Source organism: Robinsoniella sp. RHS, assembly GCF_001029355.1.
Lineage (GTDB): Bacteria > Bacillota > Clostridia > Lachnospirales > Lachnospiraceae > Robinsoniella > Robinsoniella peoriensis.
This window is the reverse complement of sequence record NZ_JNGB01000137.1, coordinates 1-20,578: the sequence shown is the minus strand read 5'-3', so window position 1 is coordinate 20,578 and position 20,578 is coordinate 1. Positions and strand designations below refer to the sequence as shown.

Sequence of the window (20,578 nt, the reverse complement as noted above, 5' to 3'; positions counted from 1 at the left end):
TTCATCCAAAGTAAATTCCGGCATTATTACCTTACCTACTTTTGATGCCATCAGAACTTCCACTGCTTTATGTATTGAAAATGAGCATAAATCCGCCAATATCATGATTTGATATTCTGGCACTTTTTGAAATCTCTTGTCTGGTTCTGTCTTTTTGCATGCCGAATTCATCAATCCACTAATGTAAATAAATTGGCATTTCTCATCTATATAGTTGTCCACGATACTTCCTGTATGGCATATTCCACACTCAATGTTTTGAAATAAAAAGCGATAGTACTTTGCATTCATGATTTTTTTACTCCCCTTTGTCTAATTCGTTCATATGTAGTAATGTTATTATACTTCCTTTAACTTATGCTGATTATAATCGTATTTAAAAAATGAATGGTAATGTACGGGACATTCATTTAGCCAATTATAATTCAACTTGTTAACTGTTATTACCTAAAATTCTTTTTTAGCTAATCCAAATACCATTAGACCAACTATTGCTTGTTTCTGTTGTACTTCCTTTTGTCGCCATATGAACACCTTGGATTCTATAATAATATCCTTTTGCAACAACTAATGATGTACTATATGATGCTTGAGTTGTGTTATAAGCTGTATGATATCTCTGATCCACAGAAACCCAATTTCCATTTACTAATCTTTCTAAATACAGATTGACAATAACTTTATCGCAAGGGCGTGTACACATTGTCATGCCTGATATTTTGATAACTCCATTTCCATAATCATCAATTGATCCATATCCGCTTGATAAGTAGTCTCCACGAGCTTTTGCACTCCACGTTCCTTTCACACTTTTTTCAGATGTTAATAACGAACCATCTACCATCTGACCATCCATTGGTCCTGCTGCATTAACGTTTAGCGACATTAAACTAAAACACAATACTAAACATATTACTATTGAAAGCCTTTTCTTGATTGTTTTCATATTTCCTCCTTTGTATTTATATTTTACATTACATATATATAAACGTATTAGGCGCAAAAATATAACGTAAAAACTAAAAATAAATATTATTTAATAATTTTGTAAAATCTTCTCTAGACATTATTGCTGAAACTGAATAATAAACATAATTATATTCAAATTGTGCAACATACTCTTTTTCCCCATTAGGGTTTTCAATTTCTGATGCTGCAGCAACTCTATTATCTAAATATGTAATCTGAAATGAATCTGTATACTTTCCATCAAAAACTTGATATCCTGAAGAATCCAGGCTTTTTTTACACATTACAACATTTACAATAGTATCATTGTACGTATATTGTACAATGATATTATTTGTAATCTGATCAATATTATAAGTCAAAAACTCCATACCCTTAGGTTTATATAAAAATTTTATTGGTGCTAAATCTATCTTTTCCTCAATCTCCTTATACATCTGGCTCTCTTCTGCTGAATTGCCCTCAATTATATGATCACTATTGTCTATGCTAACCCCAAACAAACACAAGCAAACCATAGCCGCAGCTCCAGCGAATTTCAACACCTTGTCCCGCTTGCGCTGCGCCAGCTTTCTTTTTCCAATCGCAAGGGCCTTCTTATCTTCGTCCGAAAGCAAGTTATATATTTGCTCACGATTCCCTTCACCCTGAGCATAATTTACCTTCTTTTCTTCTCCCACAACAGTCTCCAGAATCTCCTCTGCCTTTGCTGGTTCCGTTTCTTCTTCATCAACCCACTTCTTCTCGTCCTTCAGTTTCTGAATAATTGCAGCGAAAAGTTCAGGTGGTTCCTCTATTTCATCTATGTAATCTAAATTCTGATCTGAATTTAAAATTTTTTCGTATTCATCTGCCTCTATCATTAATTGCCGTCGGAGAGCCTCATCCATATTATCCTCGGATTCTGTAATCTCCGAGAAAATTGGAAAAGGCTCAATTTTATCACTGTTTTTTCTTTGTTTTCCTTCCACTATTTACTCCCCTCTGCACGAGCAACGTTGCGTATATATCCGATAGCTTTTTAATATAATTATATCCCATCCCGCCCAGTCCCGTCTTGACTTTTTTTCATAACAGTATAATATGTATCTATGATGAACTTTTTGGAGGATGAATATGAAACGAATTATTCTTACAGGTGGCGGCACCGCCGGCCATGTTACACCTAATATTGCACTACTTCCTCGTCTGAAGGAACTGGATTACGATGTTCAATACATTGGTTCCTTTGACGGAATTGAAAAAAAATTAATTGAAGAACTTTCTATTCCCTATTATGGAATCGCTTCCGGTAAATTGAGACGTTACTTTGATCCAAAGAACTTTTCAGATCCATTCAAAGTAATAAAGGGCTACTTTCAGGCTCGAAAATTGATGAAGCGCCTGAAACCGGACGTTATTTTTTCCAAGGGCGGATTTGTAGCTGTTCCGGTAGTTCTTGCGGCAAAACACAGACATATCCCAGTCATTATACATGAGTCAGATATGACCCCCGGTCTGGCAAATAAACTTTCCATCCCATCTGCTGATAAAATATGCTGCAATTTTCCTGAAACGCTTTCACACCTACCGGAAGGAAAAGCCTTTCTTACCGGATCTCCCATACGTCAAGAGCTCTTATCCGGTAATAAACTGGCGGCGCTGAAGTTCTGTGGATTTACAGCAAATAAGCCCGTCCTGCTGATTATTGGCGGCAGTCTTGGTTCCGCTGCTGTCAATGCCGCTATTAGGAATATATTACCACAACTCTTGAAAACTTTCCAGGTAATTCACTTATGTGGAAAAGATAAAATCGATGAATCTTTAAAAAATATGGAAGGTTATGTACAATACGAATATATCAAACAAGAACTGGCGGATCTGTTCGCCCTTGCAGATGTAGTTGTCTCCAGAGCAGGTGCAAATGCAATCTGTGAATTACTGGCACTGCGCAAACCAAATCTCTTAATTCCGCTCTCTGCAGCAGCTAGCCGTGGAGATCAGATTTTAAATGCTGCTTCTTTCAAACGTCAGGGATTCAGCGAAGTATTGGAAGAAGAAACTCTGTCTCCGGAGGTACTGCTAAACACTATCCAAAAATTATATGAATCCCGGCGCACCTACGTTGCTGCTATGGAAAAAAGCCAGCAAAATGATGCAATCGGGAAGATCGTTACATTAATCGGACAGGTAATACAAGGAAAGTAGAGGCGCTCGCCTCTACTTTTCTCTATAATCTTTCAGATATTTCTGCCTTATGTACTTCTTAGCCCTGCATAATCTTGCTCGGAATACTGTGACTGCAATCCCAAGTTTTGCCGCTGCCTCTTCCTGGGTCAGTCCATTCACATAGCTTTGGTAAATTACTTCGTACCATCTTTCATTCATCTGCTTTAAATCGTCAAAAATTGTAAACAGCAATTGTGTATTTGCCGTTCTGTTCACTAACTCATCAATTGAATATTCGACCGCTGTATTAATACTGGATGTGGGCATAATCACTTCTCTTCTTACACTTGCTTTTCTGGAATTATCTATCACCGCTCTTTTTGCAGTAATGAGAAGCCATGCCTTAATAAAATCCGGCGCTACTGTATCCATATTGTCATAATATTTCCAAAATACGTGTTGACAGACTTCTTGTGCCAACTCAAAATCCCCAGTCTGATCCAAAGCAGCTTTTATGACCAGACGATGATATCTGTTATATACTTCTGTAAACAATTTATTCTTCATCTTTTGTAGTGTCCTCTTCTCAGCTTATGCTTTAAATTTGGAAAGTATCTCTTCTTTGTCTTTCTCCGTCAAGGTTCCGGGTTTCCACGTTACACCGACATGATCTTTTGTTCTGCGCGGTATGAGATGAATGTGGAAATGAAATACAGTCTGACCTGCTGCTTCCCCATTATTTTGCAGAATATTGATCCCATCGCACTCCAGTGTGTCCATTAACTGAGCAGCCATCTTCTTTGCCAAAGTGTAAGCTTTTTGGAGTAAGGAATCTGGCATCTCGAAAATATTCGCATAATGTTCCTTCGGAATAATCAGAGCATGCCCTTTCGATGCCGGTCCTAAATCAAGTATTACCTTGAAATCTTCATCTTCAAATATTGCCGCCGAAGGTATTTGTCCATTCGCTATTTTACAAAAAATGCAATCATTTTCTTTCATAAACTCTCTCCTTTTCCTAATAATTATTCACTATTATGTTAGATATTTTGTAAAATTATGTCAATAATATGTATTTGCTATTTTTCGAAACCAATGCTATTCTATGCATGGAGGTGTCGATATGTTAACTAAAAATGACGAAAAACAGATGAAAGCCCTCATGAATGAGCGTGAGGATTTCCGCTATATCATAGAAAAGCTGAAAGAAGATCAACAATTTACTGTATCCCAGATTTCTCATGAGATTCGCAATCCTGTTACTTTAATAAACAGTTCTCTGCAATTGATCGAAAAGCAACATCCGGAAGTAAGAAGCTTTGCTTTTTGGAATCAGACCATGGAAGATATGATGTTCCTCAGAAAACTACTGGACGAATTATCCTCTTTCAATAACGGAGAACGCCTTGCTCTTCAGGAAATGAATGTAAAGTCCTGGATTGAGGCTCTTGCCGGGTCTATTGCAACCCATTTACGTGATACTGATATTGATTTTTCCTGTGACTTTCAGAAAGTGCTGCCCCATATTACTGCTGATGACACTAAATTACACCAGGCAGTCTACAATCTGCTGCGTAATGCCGTCGAAGCAATAGACGACTGCGGTCATATTATCTTTCGAGCGTTAACGAAAGATAAAAAACTGATTATACAGGTTATTGATGATGGTTGTGGCATCCAGGAAGAAGATCTGGATACTTTGTTTGCCCCTTTTGTAACACATAAAAAATGTGGCAGCGGACTTGGGCTCGCCATTACCAAACGAATTGTGGAAGCACATGACGGCAGCTTAACCGTGAAATCCACTCCTGGTACAGGAACCTGCTTTACCATCCTCCTTCCTTATTGCTAGCCTACATAGCTGCATTCTTTAGTCATGAATATTTATTAAATTATTGCATGCTATCATGATCATATTGCTCTATCGGGACACGTTTCTTTTTACGATAGAGCAAAATCGCAAGAAGTACGCCTGTTATCAGGCCACCTACATGCGCCGAGTTATCTATTCCCGCACTGGAAAATCCTTGAAACAAGGTAAGGGCTGCCATTAGTCCCAGCCTTTTACCCGTCAGATCTTCCAGTTTTCCTTTATTTCTTGCTATGATAAATACAAGTGCTCCAATAACTGCAAATACTGCCCCCGATGCTCCGGCTGAAACTGCAAAATCACCGGTTTTCATATCATACCACATCGATAACAGGTTGCCTCCAAGACCACCAATCACGTAAATCAGAAGATAACGTATTTTTCCCACAGATCTTTCCAGAGTATCTCCCAGAAAAATAAGCACCAGCATATTGCTGAATAAATGCTCAATTCCAAAATGCAAAAACATGCAGGTGAATAGCCGGTAATATTCTCCATGCTCTAAAACCCATGGAGTAAAATTTGCACCATGAGTCAGCATAAACTGAACATCCTCTGTATCTCCTATTAATTCCATTACAATAAAAATACCAATGTTAAGAAGAACTATAACTAGATTCATTATAGTCCTGGATTTCAAAAAATCTTTAATTTCGTCCATAGAATCGCCTCTTGCCCTATTGTAACAGATGAATTTCTATTTGCATAGTACTAAGTCACAATTATTAACGCAATTTTAACATAGGTTTATACCATGTTACTACATTATTTTACATTTTTAGAATCTGGTTTCTCATTTTTGTACACCTCCCATTTTCGTCTATTTAACCATACATCTTTACATAATAGTTTCAGAACCACATCATTTTTACAATAAAAAGCGGACATCATCTGCCCGCTTTTATTATTTCTGTAAACGCCTATCGATCTATCAACAAGATTATTTGTAAATTTTTGAAAAAGCTTTTCTATGCATTTCTCCTAAATATATTCGATTCCCACTAAAGTGCTTGTGTTTCAATTTGTTGCCACCGTAATAAAATTCCAAACATTTTTAATAACCATTATTATCAGATTATCCATGAAATCATGTCGTTTCATCAAAATATTAAACTTCTATAAAGAATAATGCATTAATTTTCTACTAATTCTTATCTAAAATACTTTTACCATAAGTTTATTTTTATATATGTTTGTTTCCATAAAATAGAACCTGGTTCTACGGTTTATTTCTAATATTTACCAGGTATATTGATGAAAGCTTTAACCTTTGACACCCCCAGCGGTAAGTCCCGAAACAAAATACTTTTGAAGGAATAAAAAGATAAAAAACAAGGGAAGCATTACAATACAAATTGCCGCTGTCAGCATTGGCCAGTTGGTGGTGAACATTCCCTGGAAATTCAGTAAGCCTACTGTGATAGGGATTCCTTTATCGGTCAAAAGAGTGGCTATCTGCGCCCACATCAGTTCTCCCCAAACATAAGTGAAGTTCATTACAAAACAAGTCGACATTGCTCCTTTCATAAGAGGTAGTATAATCTTAACCATTGTATTAAATTCCCCGCTGCCGTCTATTCTTGCCGCCTCTAATAACTCTATCGGTATAGTTTCAAAGAAGTTTTTTAAGATAATAATTGTACCTGGCAGAGACCAGCCAACATAACCGATTATAATTGCCGCGTATTGGAGCTTCAGCAGCCCTGTCTTGGATAACATCATATACAGTGGAATAATCATTGATTCTGTGGGGAGTACCTGGATAACAAGCAACAGTACTAAGACCAGATTTGCAAATGGAATCTTCAATCTGGACAGGGCATATGCCGCACTTAGAGCAAACACCTGTATAAGTACCAGTGATATCACAGCAATGATAACGCTGTTCAAAAAATATTCCCCGATTTTCCCCTCTGTAAAGGCCTGGATATAGTTTTCATAACGAAACTTTTCCGGCAAAGCCCAGACATTCTGATAGAACTCAGGAGTCGTTTTTAACGAAGTAATAAATGAAAAAATAATAGGCAATACATAGAATGCAATGCAGCTCACCATGGCAATACGAAGCAGGATAGAACCAATACTAAACTTTCTAAATGACAAATGGTGTATTTTAGTATTCATAAGTCTCTCCTTTCGCAATTCGTCTGCCAATAATGACACAGATACTTACAATAATTGTTAATATAATACCTATCGCAGAAGCATTTCCAAATTTATTGAATGAAAATGCAGTTGTTATCATTCTTATGGGTGCTGTCATGGATAAATCTCCCGGTCCCCCCTTGGTCATTGTCCAAACCATATCGTAGGTTTTAAATGACCAGAGCATCATCATGGAAAGCGCCAGTTTAATTGTCGGTTTTATGAGCGGCAGGATAATTAATCTCACTGACTTTATATATCCTGCCCCATCAAGCTTCGCAGATTCAAACAGAGAACCTGGAATAGACAGCATTCCGGTATAACAAAGCATCATAATTGTGCCTGAAAATCTCCACCCCTGTACGATGGCTATGGTCCACAGGACTGTACCCCGTTCTGAAAGCCAGCCATGCTGCAAGGAGGTCAGTCCAACCGCTTTTAGTGCACTGTTTAACAGACCATTATCCTGGGCAAGCACAAATACAAACAACAATCCGATTACCGTCATAGGCATCATACTGGGGCTGTAAAATATAAATCTGCAGAAAGCCCCTTCCTTTTTCCCCAGGCGATAGATGCAAAGTGCAAATAAAATTCCAAGTACCATTGCCACAACTGTGGAAACAACTCCTATAAATACAGAATTTTTAAGTGCTGCCACTGTACTTCTCTCGGTCAAAGCATTGATATAGTTTGCTATACCGACAAATCTCATGTCCGAGTTTCCATTCCATTCATAAAATGAAAGCACCACATTCCAGATCAGGGGGATTAACATGGTAAATATAATAATGAGAAAAGCCGGAAGCATAAACAAGCAACCTGCAATTATTATTTTTTTGTTCAGAACGTGCTTTTCCTTCTTCTGTTTCATATTACTATTTCTCACTTTCCAACTGCTGCTGTGCGCAGCGCTTCTAATTCATCCAGACAGGTGTCACCATAGAACAGATAATTAGACGGGGTATTATATACAATGTAATCAAACATTTCCGGAGAAATTCCAATTGGCTCTGTCGGGTAAACCTTTGCGGCATCCACACCATATAATTGATAATCGGGATCTGCAGACGCTATGCCCTTTACAGGTACGACATTCCCCGTGTCTGCATACATTTGTAATATTTCTGTACTGGTTAGATATTTCAGTACTTCCACTGCCTTATCCGGATTCTTTGTATTTGCAGTAATAAAGAATCCATCCGATCCGCCCAGCAGATAATTCATATCTGCCTTCCCCATATTGGGCCAGCTTACAATTTCCACATCAAATGCTCCATTTGCTGCTTCTTTAGCAATTCCACATTGATTATTGGTATTTGCAAACATTGCTACCTGCCCCTGTGCGAAAGCCGCTGTAATCTGATCCTGAGTTGCTGAGACTGCTCCCTCACCCGGATAGAGATAACTTTTGTCATATAAATCTTTTATTTTATCAAAGACTTCTTTTACCCTGCTGTCCGTGAATGAAATTTCACCCGTATTAAACCTATCCAGCTCGTCCTGGTTATCCCAGCACTGCATCAAGCCATTTCTTACAAACCAGCATGCATTATCTGACTTTACACCAAGTGGAAATGCATCCGTATTTTCTTTAATTTTTTCACAGGCATCAACTAACTCATCCCAGGTCCACTGGTCTTTTACTTCCACACCTGCCTTTTTCATTATATCTGTGTTAACCTGCAGCAATGGATAAACGGTTCCAAACGGAACTGCTACATTTTTATCATCAAATACACCCACTTCCAAAGCGCCCTCTACCCAGGTGTTCTTCCAGTCCTGATCCGAATCTAAATACGGTGTAAGATCAAGTGCCATATCCGACGTGGTGAAATTTTTCATTTGATTTGGCCAGTATTGAACGATATCAACTGCTTCCCCGGCTGCAAACGCTGTTTTAACTGACTTTTCTATTTGAGACTGATCCCAGGTTTTAGATATAAATTTTATCTCCGGAAATTTCTCCTGTACCTTTTTTACAACCTCTGAGGTAACGGGAACCTCGGGATTTTCTATCATCAGAACCATTTCAATGTCTTTGTCCACAGCTTTATTTTCAGCAGCTTTATCCGTAATTTCATTGGCAGCTGTATCGGAACTGCTTTCTTTCATCGTTCCTGTAGTCTCCTTTGCATTCCCACTGCCTCCACATCCGCTTAGTGCTGCTGCTGTCATACTTATCGCCAATAACATCCCAACCAATTTCTTTCTCATATCGTTGTTCCTCCTTTTAATCTGACCAGTCTTTCTCGATGCTCTCTAACCGGATTACGTCGTAATGAACCAGCACGCCTCTGAGGTTGTTAAGCATCATACGGTTTCTTTGATATCCTAATTATACGAAAATAAGCAGTCTAAAAAAACAGGAATAATCTACATTAATTATAGAAAATCTACAATTTTCTTATAAAACCAAAGCAGGAAGAACCCGGGCTTATCACCCTGATTCTTCCTGCTCCTGCACACTTCATTTATTACCCCTTTTTACATTCTGCCGGTGAACACCCCATACATTTTTTAAATGCCTGGGAAAAATAGATGGAGTCATGAAATCCGACCTTTTCTGCAACTTCGTATATTTTCAGATCTGTGTCTACTAGCAATACCTTTGCTTTTTCCATACGCATCCGGTTCAGATATTCTTTAAAAGAAACTCCGACCTCTTTTTTAAACAGATGGCTGAAGTAATTTGGTGTCTTTTCTATATATTCTCCCATATACTCAGCTGTCAGATTTTCCATATAATGCATCTCTATATGATGAACAGCTTTTGCAATTGCACTGCTGTACTTATTCCATATCTCCTGCTTTTCCTGATTCAAAGCCTCCTTAAACAACATTTTTGAATATTCCAGATAATCATCCAAAAAATAATACTTATCTAGACGGGCATGTATGGAAACTGTATGAAATGGTTTTTTTCTGTATTCATTTTTTATGTAATAATTATTTACTTCGATACAACTGTCCAATAAAAACTCCAGTACAATATTCATATCTATAACCCTGTTATGCCGCATGATGTTCCCCACCTGGTCCACTATTTGTTCTATACGGGACTCACTTTTATTCAAAAAAGCTTCTGTTAGAGCTCTCGTAAGAACTGGTTTATTCTTAATTTCATCTGTTTGGCGATTCCTGCAGGTCGCCCCAGTCTGAATGTGGACACTTTCTCTTCCGTCACAGATGCGGTATTCCAGCCAGCTGCATGCAAGATCGTATCCCCGTTTTACCTGAGATAAGGGCACTTCCGTGCTGACCCCAAGGGAAATCGTAATCCTACCTTCCCGATACCAGTCACACTGTTTCATTTTATCATAACAGCTTTTCATCTTGTTCTGCTGATTAAACACATACAGACTGGAAGGCAGTGCAGGCATTAGAAGAAGATACTGGCCTCCCCTGATACGAAAACAGCTGATATCTTCCTCCAGACTCTCTATATAATACAGCACCTTTCGATCCAGTTCACCATAATCACTCCTGTCAGTATCCGGATCAGCCATCAACGCACCGCAGATAGCAGTTCTGGTATCCATGGCACGAAATCTTGTTTGAAGAAATCCCACAATTACATTTGGATCTACCACCTCTGCGCGAAGCACCTCCCGAATAAAATTTTTTTCATATGAACTTTGATATTCCTCTACTTTTGCCTTTGAAAAGCGCTCCTGTATTATTTTCTGCTTTGTTCTGCTGATGAGACCGATTAAATTTTTAACTTTAATAGGTTTCAGTTCGTAGTCCTCTGCACCGTATTTAATAGCACTTTTTAAGTATTCAAAATCAGAATAGCCGCTGATCATAATTACTTTTACATTTTCATCCTTTTCCCGAATCCTCCGCAAAAATTCCAGACCATCCATTTCCGGCATCCGGACATCTGCTAAAATAATATCCGGTCTGAATTCTTCATATATGACCAGTCCTGAAGCTCCATCACCGCAGTTTCGAACTTCTTCTATACCCAGACTGGACCAGTCTATTCCTTCGGTTATTCCTTCTCTTATCTGTACATCGTCATCGATAATCAAGATTCTCATTTATTCCTTCCCCCTGCATTGGCATCGTCACCCTGACTTCTGTTCCTACACCTGTCCTGCTCTTGAAATACAACCCATATTCTTTTCCATATTTTAATTTAATCCGTTGATCCAGGTTCTTCAGGGCAAATACATTGTGCTCTTCCTGAGCATCCGCCAATTTTTCCCGTATCTTTTCTTCATCCGTACCAACCCCATTATCACGGACAATTATCGTCAGCAATTCGTCCTCCTTTTGAATCCATACTTCAATTGTTCCGCCTTCTATCTTTGGTTCTAACCCATGCAGCATTGCATTTTCCACCAATGGCTGAAGAATTAACTTGGGAATTTTAAAATATTTCAAACCCTCTTCCATCTCAATCCGCATTTTAGCACGGTTTTTATACCGGGAATTCATGATAAACATATAATTTTTAAGATGATTTACCTCTTCTTCAATAGTCACCATTTCTTTTCCGCGGCTAAGTACATGCCGAAAGATATCAGACAATGCCTCCAGCTGTTCAGCAACATCATAATCCTTTTCCTTAACTGCAAGCCAATGAATGGAATCCAGTGTATTATATAGAAAATGTGGGTTGATCTGAGAAGTTAACAGTTGAAGTTCCGCCTCCTGGCTATAAATCTTAGATATATATACCTCCTGAATCAATTCTTCCAAACGTTTTGATACCTGTACAAATTCGCTGCTTATTGTCCCAATCTCATCCCGGCTGTTATTCACCAGTTCAATATTAAACTGCCCTTTTTTTAGCTTTTTCATTTCCCCAAGCAGCTTGTCCAAAGGCCGGATAATAAATCGTTCCTGCACTTTTGCAAATATAAAACCAAAAGTCACACAAAGGCTAACGGCCAATACCATTAAATAAACATACAATGTATTGGATCTCAGAATCTCCTTAGTGGGAACCTCATTGACCAAATACCACCCATTCCTATTGCTTTTCGTATATAAGACCGTCATATTCTTATTTTCAATGGTGGTTTCAAAATATCCCTGATTCCCCGCAAGCTTGTCTCTGATTTGTTCATACCTGCTGTATGTCTGACCAAGTTCTTCTTTATTGGTAGCTGACATAATGTTTCCATCGCAATCCATTAAGAAACTTTCCCATGAATTCTGATTGAGATAAGGCTGATATGCCGCACACAGCTCTTCCTCCGGAACACTGATACTTAAGACAGCATTTACACCTTCCTGTGGATGTATACCATTGTAATATGTAACAACTGTTTCTTTTTTATCTTCTTTATATAGAGGAAACAGATCCAGAATATACGGCTGGGACCAAAAGCTCTTCCCTTCTGCCTGCTCCATCTGTTCTATGTACTCTTTGTTTTCCGTATGCAGAACCTTTCCCCTCTGATAGATGATTTTCCCATCCATACTCAGACATAGCGCACTGAAATATTCCTTATTCCTGGTTGTGCTGTCATACCATTCTTTCAGTTCCCAGTAATCTTTCTTCGTGGCTGTTCCAAGCAAAATTTTCTGCATCCAGCTGTTAATCATCAACTTTGATGTAACATCCTCTACGTCATAAAATATTTTATCCACATCTTTATGTACTTCTTTTAGTATAATAATACCAGACTCACAACTGCTTTTTTTGTCAATATGATTGATCCATATAGAAAAGCATCCCCCCGCAATCAGCAGCGGAATAATCACAAAAATCACTAATGATGAGAATAACTTTCTTTTCAGCGTTAAATCCCTGAATTTTCCCAATCCACATTTCCCCCTCAGTATCTTCCTATTATCCACATTTTACATCGTACTAACCACAAAAAGCAACCTCTTCTCTCCATGTTATAAGGCACCGCTCTCATATAACATCCAATATGCTATATTATAACAATCCTTTCGCAATATTTACAAATATTGATTTTATATCCTACCAATTTTGTCAATATATAATAATCTTTTTCATTAAGACCTACTGTATTCGAAAAAGTGCATCACCGCCCTTGACGTGTATACAATGTACATGTTATGATAATCCTGTCAATTAATTAACAATACTTCAATAAATATTCCCTGGCTTTTGTGGGGAAAATTAAGAATATCATATCGTAGGAGGTAATGTATGAGAAGCGAATGGAATGATTTTAACAGTGGTGTTTGGACAAAAGAAATTAATGTCCGTGATTTCATCCAAAAAAACTATACAGTTTATGAAGGTGATGAATCCTTCCTGGCTGAGGCGACAGAAAACACGAAGGAACTGTGGGCTCAGGTAATGGATCTGAACAAAAAGGAACTGGAAGCCGGCGGCGTGCTGGATATGGATACTAAGATTATCTCCACCATTACTTCCCATGGTCCTGGATATTTGAATAAAGAGAAAGAAACGATTGTTGGATTCCAGACTGACAAACCTTTCAAGCGTTCTTTACAGCCTTACGGCGGTATCCGCATGGCGGCAAAAGCTTGTAAAGACAATGGTTATGAATTAGATGCTGAAGTTGATGAGTTTTTCACAAAACACAGAAAGACACATAATGCAGGTGTATTTGATGCCTATACTCCGGAAATGCGTGCATGCCGTTCCAGCCATATCATCACCGGACTTCCGGATGCTTATGGACGCGGACGTATCATCGGCGATTACCGTCGTGTTGCTCTGTATGGTGTTGATCGTCTGATCGAAGACAAAAAAGACCAAAAAGAAAGCACACGTACCATCATGTACTCTGATGTTATCCGTAACCGTGAAGAATTATCCGAACAAATTCGTGCTCTTGAAGAATTAAAAAAATTAGGTGAAATTTACGGATGCGATATTTCCAAACCTGCTACAAATACCAAAGAAGCAATCCAGGCATTATACTTTGGTTATCTTGCAGCTGTGAAGGAACAAAACGGTGCAGCTATGTCTCTTGGACGTACTTCTACTTTCATCGATATCTATGCAGAACGTGACTTAAAGAATGGCACTTTTACAGAAGAAGAAATCCAGGAATTCGTAGACCACTTTATTATGAAACTTCGTCTTGTTAAATTTGCACGTACACCTGAATATAATGACCTTTTCTCCGGTGACCCGACATGGGTAACAGAATCCATCGGTGGTGTTGGTATCGACGGACGTCCTATGGTAACAAAAATGTCTTTCCGTTATCTTCATACTTTAGACAACTTAGGACCTGCTCCTGAACCAAACCTGACCGTACTGTGGTCCACAAGACTTCCTCATAGCTTCAAGGCTTTCTGCGCTAAAATGTCTATAAAGTCTTCTGCTATCCAGTATGAGAACGATGACCTCATGCGAGTAACTCATGGTGATGATTACGCAATTGCATGCTGTGTATCATCTATGCGGGTTGGTAAAGAAATGCAGTTCTTCGGCGCAAGAGCAAACCTTGCAAAATGCTTATTATATGCAATCAACGGTGGTGTTGATGAAGTATCCAAGAAACAGGTTGGACCGAAATACAGACCAATCACATCTGAATACCTTGATTATGATGAAGTTATGTCCGCATACAAAGACATGATGCAGTGGCTTGCAAGAGTTTATGTAAATACTTTAAATATCATTCACTATATGCATGATAAATACTGCTATGAAAAATTACAGATGTCTCTGCATGATGAAAAAGTAACACGCTGGTTCGCAACCGGTATCGCTGGTCTTTCCGTAGTAGCTGACTCTCTGTCTGCTATCAAGTATGCAAAAGTTAAAGCAGTCCGCGATGAAGACGGAATCGTTGTTGACTACCAGGTAGAAGGCGACTTCCCAAAATACGGAAACGATGATGACCGTGTTGACAGTATTGCAGCTGACCTTGTAAGAACCTTTATGAAATATATCAGCGGAAACCACACATACCGTGGCGGTATCCCTACAACTTCTATCCTGACAATTACCTCAAACGTTGTTTATGGTAAAAACACAGGAGCTACTCCGGATGGAAGAAAAGCCGGAGAACCATTTGCACCGGGTGCGAACCCAATGCATGGACGTGATGAGCACGGAGCAGTTGCTTCCCTCGCATCTGTATCCAAACTTCCATTCCGTGAAGCACAGGATGGTATTTCCAATACCTTCTCCATTATTCCGGGAGCACTTGGTAAAGATGATCAGATCTTCGCAGGCGATATCTCCGTAGATATGGATCTTGGCTGTGGAAGCTGTAATGCGCCAACACTTTTTGACGGCGTAGAAGATGAAGAAAACTAAAATCTAAATTAATTATATGGAGAGGGCTTATCCTCCCCATATATTCGAAATAGATGTAACCGATTGACGCACAGGCAATTATCAATTATAAGGAGGACAATACTATGACAGTAAATAATGCTCAGGTAGAAAACTTAATTAATCTTTTAGATGGCTATGTTGAAAAAGGCGGCCATCACTTAAATGTAAACGTGTTCACCCGTGATACATTACTGGACGCACAGGCTCATCCCGAAAAATATCCACAGCTTACCATTCGTGTATCCGGTTATGCTGTAAACTTTAACAAACTGACAAAAGCACAGCAGGATGAAGTTATTTCCAGAACATTCCATGGTGCAATGTAATATTGCGTGATTGTCATCAATCAAAGGATTCAGGAGGTATAACTATGAAAGGCCGTATTCATTCTTTAGAGAGCTTTGGTACTGTAGACGGGCCGGGTATCCGGTATGTTGTATTTACCCAGGGATGCCCCATGCGCTGTCAATACTGCCACAACCCGGATACCTGGGAGGTAAATGCCGGCACATGGATGGATTCAGAAGAAATTCTGTCCAACTATGATAAGAACCGTGCCTTTTATAAAAACGGAGGTATCACCGTCACCGGCGGTGAACCTCTCCTTCAGATTGACTTTGTAACAGATCTCTTTGTAAAATCAAAAAAAGAAAATATTCATACGTGCATTGATACTTCGGGCATCACCTTTGTTCAGGGAAATTCCGAGTATTTAAAAAAGCTTGATCGTTTATTATCCGTGACAGATCTGGTTATGCTGGATATCAAGCATATTAATATGGAAGCTCATAAAAAGCTGACCGGGCACTCCAACGAACGCATTCTCCAGTTTGCCGAATATCTGGAAAAAAAGAAAATACCTGTGTGGATCCGCCACGTACTGGTACCCGGAATTACTGATGATCCAAAGTATCTGAAAGAGCTTGGCAATTATATAGGGGGTCTGTCTAACCTGAAGGCACTGGATGTGCTTCCCTATCACAATATGGGAAAAAGTAAGTATGAACAGCTGGGAATCGATTATCCACTCAAAGATCTGGACAATTGTCCCAAGGAAAAAGTTGTATGGGCAAAATCCCTGATTTTAGACGGAATTCGACAAAAACGGCAGAAAAATTAACAAATATTTCACTTGTATATTCATTATAAATGTATTAGAATAAATTGAAAGGCTTGGTAGACAAGTCAAAAAACAGTATATTAATTAAGGAGGATATTATCATGGCATATGTAATTTCAGATGAATGTGTAGCTTGTGGATCATGCGCTCCAGTATGTCCAGCAGAAGCAATCAGCGAAGGTGATGGAAAATACGTAATCGATGCAGATACTTGCTTAGATTGTGGAACATGCGAAGCTGAATGCCCAACAGGCGCTATCTCAGCAGAATAATTAAGGTATTTGAACACGGGAGATTTCCTCCCGTGTTTTTTTATGTCTGAAAACTAATCCCAGATTTAATTCACTGCTCGCAGCCGGCAGGCAACCTGCTGCTTAAGCCAGAACAGCACTATGCCCAGTGGACTTGGAGCTCACTCAATAAAAAAGATATAGAACATAAAATTTATGATCTGAAGGATGAAACAATGTATAAAACCTATATCTCCTTTAATGATTATCAGTCTTTCTCAGATTTTAAATCGTTTGAAAAAGAAAATGATATAAATCTATCATGGGTGGCATGCAGAACCGGTGAGACGGATTCTTACCTGGACTATATAACCGGTTTTCAAACTCAGCCGGAAGGTATTATCCAACACAATCCTTATCCGGACAGATATCCATATTTGAAACTGGATTCAACTGATCTATCTCTGAATGAGCTGGATGCATTGACAAATGATGAAAACACCATGAAAAATCATATGGTCAGTATGCTTCGGTATCTTTCTAATCAGAATACCTTCTGCAAAATGATTGGCATTGAAACAGGAATTTTAAAATCTACATCTTCTTATATAGAAGAAAACGGTTTATCTATTTACGGCTTCGTAAGCTGGCTTAACAAAAAAGACATTGAAAAATTACAACATTCAGATATTATAAGATCTGTTTATTATGAATCCTGAAATACTTGCAAATCGTACATTATACGACCTGACGCTGGTCTATTCAGACCTAAACAAAAGTGCTCACCTATAATTATAAGGCGAGCACTTTTGTAATACCAGAGAATAAAGCAGCATAGGTATATAGAGGAAAAATACGTTTTACAATCAGTGTCTCCAAAAAAAGAATCCTTTTTTCTGCTTTACATCCTCGGACTTCGTTGCAGCCACAAGACGTTTAGAGCCCTGGTTCTGGTGCGCGCGGATAGTCTCATCCAATCTTCTGTATCTGTCTTCCTCTTTTTCCTCACGCAGCTTCATCAGGTAGTCAATTTCTTTGGTGACACTTTCACTGATCTGCTCATTCAGCTCTTTATTATTTTCCTTTAAAGCAGAAGTGACGATGTTACCCACAATTTTTTCAAATTGCAACAGCTTGTCCACATTGAAATCCAGATCTGACAGCGCCGTTTCCAATACATCTGCATCGCACTTTTCGGATTCTTTTTTATCCGAAGACATTTCTTTTTTACTGTCCTTAGCGGCTCTTTCCTGTTTGTTTCCATTCTGATGGGACTTGTCCTTCGAACCTTCATTTGAAATCTCCTTATGGGGCTTCTGAGGGCCTTCAGATGATTGTTCTTTATGTTGATCTTTCTCTGGCATGGAATCAATATCCTGCTCCGGTTTATTTGCTTCATGATCTTTATCAAGTGATTTCCTGTTTAGTTTTTCTTCCAGGTGAATAATATTATCTGTATTCTTGATTTCTCTTTTTGCAATCTCCGGTATTAAAACTTTTATCGCTTTTAATTGAAATCCTCTCTCTTTGAGTTCTTTAATATTCTGGAATATACGAATATTTTCTTCTGTATAGTATCGGTGACCCAGTTCCGTCCGCGCAATGGGAAGCTCCAGCTCCTCTTCCCAATAACGCAGAACATGCGCTTCAACTGCGACCTTCTTAGCCGCATCGGAGATCATATATCTCGTCTCGTCCATTATTTCCATACGTCCCCTCCATTATAAAATAGAATCTATACAGGCATTTTGGCCATAAGCAAAAAGTAAATCTGCACATGGCTATTATATCATATTGATTCTTAGATTCAAACATGGAGATATCGCAATTAATGTCAGGAATATGCCTGATTCATCAGTATAATGCAGGCTTCGACGTATTTCCTGTTCAACGTGTTTAGTACATTGCTAATTTTTCCAAACGGGAAACCTCTTCTTTTGTTAAGATGTATTTTTCCTGTACCTTAATAAGGGGTACATTGTTATGAATGTCTTCTAATGCATTCAGCATATCACACCTGGCTTTACCTGTTGCCCGCGTTACTGCTTCCCCTACTGCCTCTTCTATTTCCGTTTTAAATAACTCCCTGATTGCTTCACACATATTATTCTTTGCCTCCTTAAACTCATTTTTATTGGATCTTATAATAAGATTCATCGCTGACTGATAGAGCTGGTTTTTTTGATTCTTTTCGTATTCCCATGATAAATTTTCAATTAGCCTTCTGTCATTTATTCCTTCATCTAATCCTCTTAACCACAGATTTTCCTCTTTTGTAAGCATTCTGGTTATGAGTAACTGCATTGGCATAATATCACTCAAAATATAAAAAATCAGCATGAATCCACTCCCTTCTTTGGATCCATTACCACAACTACTGTATGCCTCAAGATAAGAAGCGAAAAATCCATTTTATTTTTTAATCATACTCTAATGCGAGTTAATATACGGCAAACGGGACGTGCAGATAGAATAATTAAACTTCAAACAGGAACTAATACTTACTGCAATACCTTTAAACCACCTTGCCAGGAATATCATTTTAAACACAATACTTAAATTTTTTTAAATGGGAATTAAAAGCAGAACTGCTCTATTAGAAATATATTTTTATAATAGAACACAACATCTTAATAGTCAACACAAATATTTATATTATATAATTTATATATTTATATTAACATATTGTATATAAATTTTATAATAAAAGCGCTCACCGTTTAAGATGAACGCTCTTTCCTTTATTTCTGCATGTTTGCAAATTTCGTGTAATTCGGCAGCCAAACAAGTTCTATCGTGCCTATCGGACCATTTCTCTGCTTTGCAATGATAACTTCCGCAATATTGGGCCTGTCTGTATCTTTGTTATAATAATCGTCACGATACAGGAACATTACCACATCGGCATCCTGCTCAATCGCCCCGGATTCACGAAGGTCAGATAACATTGGCCGATGTTCCGGCCTCTGTTCAACGGCACGGCTAAGCTGGGACAGAGCAACCACAGGTACATGTAATTCCCTTGCAACTTCTTTCAGGGAACGGGAAATATCTGAGATTTCCTGCTGCCTGGAATCCGTTTTTTTACTTCCGGTCATCAGCTGCAGGTAGTCGATGATAATAATTCCCAGATCCTGCTCAAGTTTATATTTACGGCACTTGGAACGTAAATCATTAATTGAGATACCCGGTGTATCATCGATGATCAAATGGGATTTTCCAATAATTCCTGCACCTTCTATCAGCTTAGACCAGTCTTCATCTGACAGATTTCCTGTTCGTATGGATTGTGAATCAACCTTTGATTCCAGAGAGAGCAGACGATTTACCAGCTGCTCTTTTGACATTTCCAAACTGAAAATAGCCACTGTTTTATTTTCTTTGAAAGCCATGTTCTGTGCAACATTTAATACAAAAGCAGTTTTACCCATGGATGGACGGGCTGCTATCAGAATAAGATCGGAGGGCTGGAATCCTGACGTTTTATAATCCAGGTCTATAAATCCAGTAGGGATTCCGGTAACACTTCCCTTATTCTTGGCAGCCTGTTCTATTTTATCCAACGCGTTCAGCACTACCTCTTTAATCGGAACATAATCACCCGAGGTATTGCACTGGACGATATCAAATATCTTCTTCTCAGTATCTCCCAGAATGTCTTCCAGCCTGTCCTTAGCCACATAACAGGTATTAGCGATATCTTCCGTAGTACGAATCAATTTTCTGAGCATTGATTTTTCCTGGACGATATTTGCATAGTATTTTACATTTGCCGAGGTTGGTACCGCATTTAGCAGATCCCTGACAAATTCCAGGCTGCTGATTTCAGGAGGAACTTC

At 38.6% G+C, this 20,578-nt stretch carries 21 protein-coding genes; 7 read left to right on the top strand and 14 right to left on the bottom strand.

All coding sequences use genetic code 11. The features are described from left to right. From RHS_RS25815 to RHS_RS25805, 3 genes are all read right to left on the bottom strand, one after another. On the bottom strand, positions 1-291 hold a 291-nt coding region (locus RHS_RS25815; protein ID WP_047834792.1), incomplete at its 3' end, for a hypothetical protein. 169 nt (positions 292-460) lie between these two features. Further along, a complete protein-coding gene (locus RHS_RS32015) occupies positions 461-946 on the bottom strand; it encodes a DUF6147 family protein (RefSeq protein WP_052377889.1) in 486 nt (161 codons plus the stop codon). A gap of 73 nt (positions 947-1,019) precedes the next feature. After that, positions 1,020-1,940, bottom strand: coding sequence for a DUF4367 domain-containing protein (locus tag RHS_RS25805; protein ID WP_047834791.1), 921 nt, complete (start codon positions 1,938-1,940; stop codon positions 1,020-1,022). Positions 1,941-2,085: 145 nt separating this feature from the next. On the opposite strand from RHS_RS25805, the gene RHS_RS25800 reads away from it, so the two are divergent. Then, positions 2,086-3,156, top strand: coding sequence for an undecaprenyldiphospho-muramoylpentapeptide beta-N-acetylglucosaminyltransferase (locus RHS_RS25800; protein ID WP_027295182.1), 1,071 nt, complete (start codon positions 2,086-2,088; stop codon positions 3,154-3,156). 12 nt (positions 3,157-3,168) lie between these two features. Here RHS_RS25800 and RHS_RS25795 read toward each other — a convergent pair whose 3' ends face one another. Beyond that, positions 3,169-3,684: an RNA polymerase sigma factor gene (locus tag RHS_RS25795; protein WP_027295183.1), complete on the bottom strand. Its 516-nt coding sequence runs from the start codon at positions 3,682-3,684 to the stop codon at positions 3,169-3,171. Positions 3,685-3,708: 24 nt separating this feature from the next. Continuing rightward, on the bottom strand, positions 3,709-4,119 hold the full coding sequence (locus tag RHS_RS25790; protein ID WP_027295184.1) for an HIT family protein: 411 nt from the start codon (positions 4,117-4,119) through the stop codon (positions 3,709-3,711). Between the two features lie 121 nt (positions 4,120-4,240). On the opposite strand from RHS_RS25790, the gene RHS_RS25785 reads away from it, so the two are divergent. Further along, positions 4,241-4,969: a PAS domain-containing sensor histidine kinase gene (locus tag RHS_RS25785; RefSeq protein ID WP_027295185.1), complete on the top strand. Its 729-nt coding sequence runs from the start codon at positions 4,241-4,243 to the stop codon at positions 4,967-4,969. 40 nt (positions 4,970-5,009) lie between these two features. Here RHS_RS25785 and RHS_RS25780 read toward each other — a convergent pair whose 3' ends face one another. From RHS_RS25780 to RHS_RS25755, 6 genes are all read right to left on the bottom strand, one after another. Further along, positions 5,010-5,648: a rhomboid family intramembrane serine protease gene (locus tag RHS_RS25780; RefSeq protein WP_044289535.1), complete on the bottom strand. Its 639-nt coding sequence runs from the start codon at positions 5,646-5,648 to the stop codon at positions 5,010-5,012. A gap of 602 nt (positions 5,649-6,250) precedes the next feature. After that, positions 6,251-7,111: a carbohydrate ABC transporter permease gene (locus RHS_RS25775; protein WP_395023543.1), complete on the bottom strand. Its 861-nt coding sequence runs from the start codon at positions 7,109-7,111 to the stop codon at positions 6,251-6,253. Beyond that, positions 7,101-8,006: a carbohydrate ABC transporter permease gene (locus RHS_RS25770; RefSeq protein WP_395023542.1), complete on the bottom strand. Its 906-nt coding sequence runs from the start codon at positions 8,004-8,006 to the stop codon at positions 7,101-7,103. Before RHS_RS25770 ends, RHS_RS25775 begins: the two co-directional genes overlap by 11 nt. 11 nt (positions 8,007-8,017) lie before the next feature. Then, positions 8,018-9,349, bottom strand: a complete 1,332-nt coding sequence (locus RHS_RS25765; RefSeq protein ID WP_044296401.1) for an ABC transporter substrate-binding protein — start codon at positions 9,347-9,349, stop codon at positions 8,018-8,020. Between the two features lie 260 nt (positions 9,350-9,609). Next, entirely contained in the window at positions 9,610-11,178 is a 1,569-nt protein-coding gene (locus tag RHS_RS25760) for a response regulator (protein WP_047834789.1), read from the bottom strand. Next, the gene (locus RHS_RS25755; protein WP_044296403.1) at positions 11,156-12,913 is read right to left on the bottom strand and encodes a sensor histidine kinase; all 1,758 of its coding nucleotides are present in this window, start codon (positions 12,911-12,913) and stop codon (positions 11,156-11,158) included. The genes RHS_RS25760 and RHS_RS25755 overlap by 23 nt, the downstream gene beginning before the upstream one ends. Positions 12,914-13,271: 358 nt before the next feature. Between RHS_RS25755 and pflB the strand changes: the two genes are divergently transcribed. The 5 genes from pflB to RHS_RS25730 all read left to right on the top strand — a co-directional run bounded on the left by pflB (position 13,272) and on the right by RHS_RS25730 (position 17,458). Continuing rightward, positions 13,272-15,368, top strand: coding sequence for a formate C-acetyltransferase (pflB, locus tag RHS_RS25750; protein ID WP_027295192.1), 2,097 nt, complete (start codon positions 13,272-13,274; stop codon positions 15,366-15,368). Between the two features lie 104 nt (positions 15,369-15,472). Next, positions 15,473-15,715 carry an autonomous glycyl radical cofactor GrcA3 gene (gene grcA3, locus RHS_RS25745; RefSeq protein ID WP_027295193.1) on the top strand — a complete coding sequence of 81 codons (243 nt, stop codon included), beginning with the start codon at positions 15,473-15,475 and terminating at the stop codon, positions 15,713-15,715. A gap of 44 nt (positions 15,716-15,759) precedes the next feature. Beyond that, positions 15,760-16,509: a pyruvate formate-lyase-activating protein gene (pflA, locus tag RHS_RS25740; RefSeq protein WP_047834788.1), complete on the top strand. Its 750-nt coding sequence runs from the start codon at positions 15,760-15,762 to the stop codon at positions 16,507-16,509. 101 nt (positions 16,510-16,610) lie between these two features. After that, complete coding sequence (locus RHS_RS25735) at positions 16,611-16,781, top strand: DUF362 domain-containing protein (RefSeq protein WP_027295195.1); 171 nt, start codon at positions 16,611-16,613, stop codon at positions 16,779-16,781. A 56-nt stretch (positions 16,782-16,837) separates the two neighbouring features. Beyond that, positions 16,838-17,458 (top strand): anti sigma factor C-terminal domain-containing protein, encoded by a 621-nt coding sequence (locus RHS_RS25730; protein ID WP_395023544.1) that lies wholly within the window; start codon positions 16,838-16,840, stop codon positions 17,456-17,458. 147 nt (positions 17,459-17,605) lie between these two features. Here the strand turns inward: RHS_RS25730 and RHS_RS25725 are convergent, their stop codons facing one another. The 3 genes from RHS_RS25725 to dnaB form a co-directional block, all read right to left on the bottom strand. Next, positions 17,606-18,448, bottom strand: coding sequence for a helix-turn-helix domain-containing protein (locus tag RHS_RS25725; RefSeq protein ID WP_044296404.1), 843 nt, complete (start codon positions 18,446-18,448; stop codon positions 17,606-17,608). Positions 18,449-18,635: 187 nt separating this feature from the next. After that, entirely contained in the window at positions 18,636-19,079 is a 444-nt protein-coding gene (locus tag RHS_RS32010) for a hypothetical protein (protein WP_395023541.1), read from the bottom strand. Between the two features lie 401 nt (positions 19,080-19,480). Beyond that, a partial coding sequence (gene dnaB / locus RHS_RS25715) for a replicative DNA helicase (protein WP_047834787.1) occupies positions 19,481-20,578 on the bottom strand: 1,098 nt, incomplete at its 5' end.

Bases quoted from the DNA above. Each gene is read 5' to 3' on its own strand.
- RHS_RS25770 (WP_395023542.1), bottom strand. From the start codon at position 8,006: ATGAAACAGAAGAAGGAAAAGCACGTTCTGAACAAAAAAATAATAATT.
- RHS_RS25765 (WP_044296401.1), bottom strand. From the start codon at position 9,349: ATGAGAAAGAAATTGGTTGGGATGTTATTGGCGATAAGTATGACAGCA.
- RHS_RS25790 (WP_027295184.1), bottom strand. From the start codon at position 4,119: ATGAAAGAAAATGATTGCATTTTTTGTAAAATAGCGAATGGACAAATA.
- RHS_RS25735 (WP_027295195.1), top strand. From the start codon at position 16,611: ATGGCATATGTAATTTCAGATGAATGTGTAGCTTGTGGATCATGCGCT.
- RHS_RS25725 (WP_044296404.1), bottom strand. From the start codon at position 18,448: ATGGAAATAATGGACGAGACGAGATATATGATCTCCGATGCGGCTAAG.
- RHS_RS25775 (WP_395023543.1), bottom strand. From the start codon at position 7,111: ATGAATACTAAAATACACCATTTGTCATTTAGAAAGTTTAGTATTGGT.
- pflB (WP_027295192.1), top strand. From the start codon at position 13,272: ATGAGAAGCGAATGGAATGATTTTAACAGTGGTGTTTGGACAAAAGAA.
- RHS_RS32010 (WP_395023541.1), bottom strand. From the start codon at position 19,079: ATGCTGATTTTTTATATTTTGAGTGATATTATGCCAATGCAGTTACTC.
- RHS_RS25760 (WP_047834789.1), bottom strand. From the start codon at position 11,178: ATGAGAATCTTGATTATCGATGACGATGTACAGATAAGAGAAGGAATA.
- RHS_RS25800 (WP_027295182.1), top strand. From the start codon at position 2,086: ATGAAACGAATTATTCTTACAGGTGGCGGCACCGCCGGCCATGTTACA.
- RHS_RS25785 (WP_027295185.1), top strand. From the start codon at position 4,241: ATGTTAACTAAAAATGACGAAAAACAGATGAAAGCCCTCATGAATGAG.
- grcA3 (WP_027295193.1), top strand. From the start codon at position 15,473: ATGACAGTAAATAATGCTCAGGTAGAAAACTTAATTAATCTTTTAGAT.
- RHS_RS25780 (WP_044289535.1), bottom strand. From the start codon at position 5,648: ATGGACGAAATTAAAGATTTTTTGAAATCCAGGACTATAATGAATCTA.
- pflA (WP_047834788.1), top strand. From the start codon at position 15,760: ATGAAAGGCCGTATTCATTCTTTAGAGAGCTTTGGTACTGTAGACGGG.
- RHS_RS25795 (WP_027295183.1), bottom strand. From the start codon at position 3,684: ATGAAGAATAAATTGTTTACAGAAGTATATAACAGATATCATCGTCTG.
- RHS_RS32015 (WP_052377889.1), bottom strand. From the start codon at position 946: ATGAAAACAATCAAGAAAAGGCTTTCAATAGTAATATGTTTAGTATTG.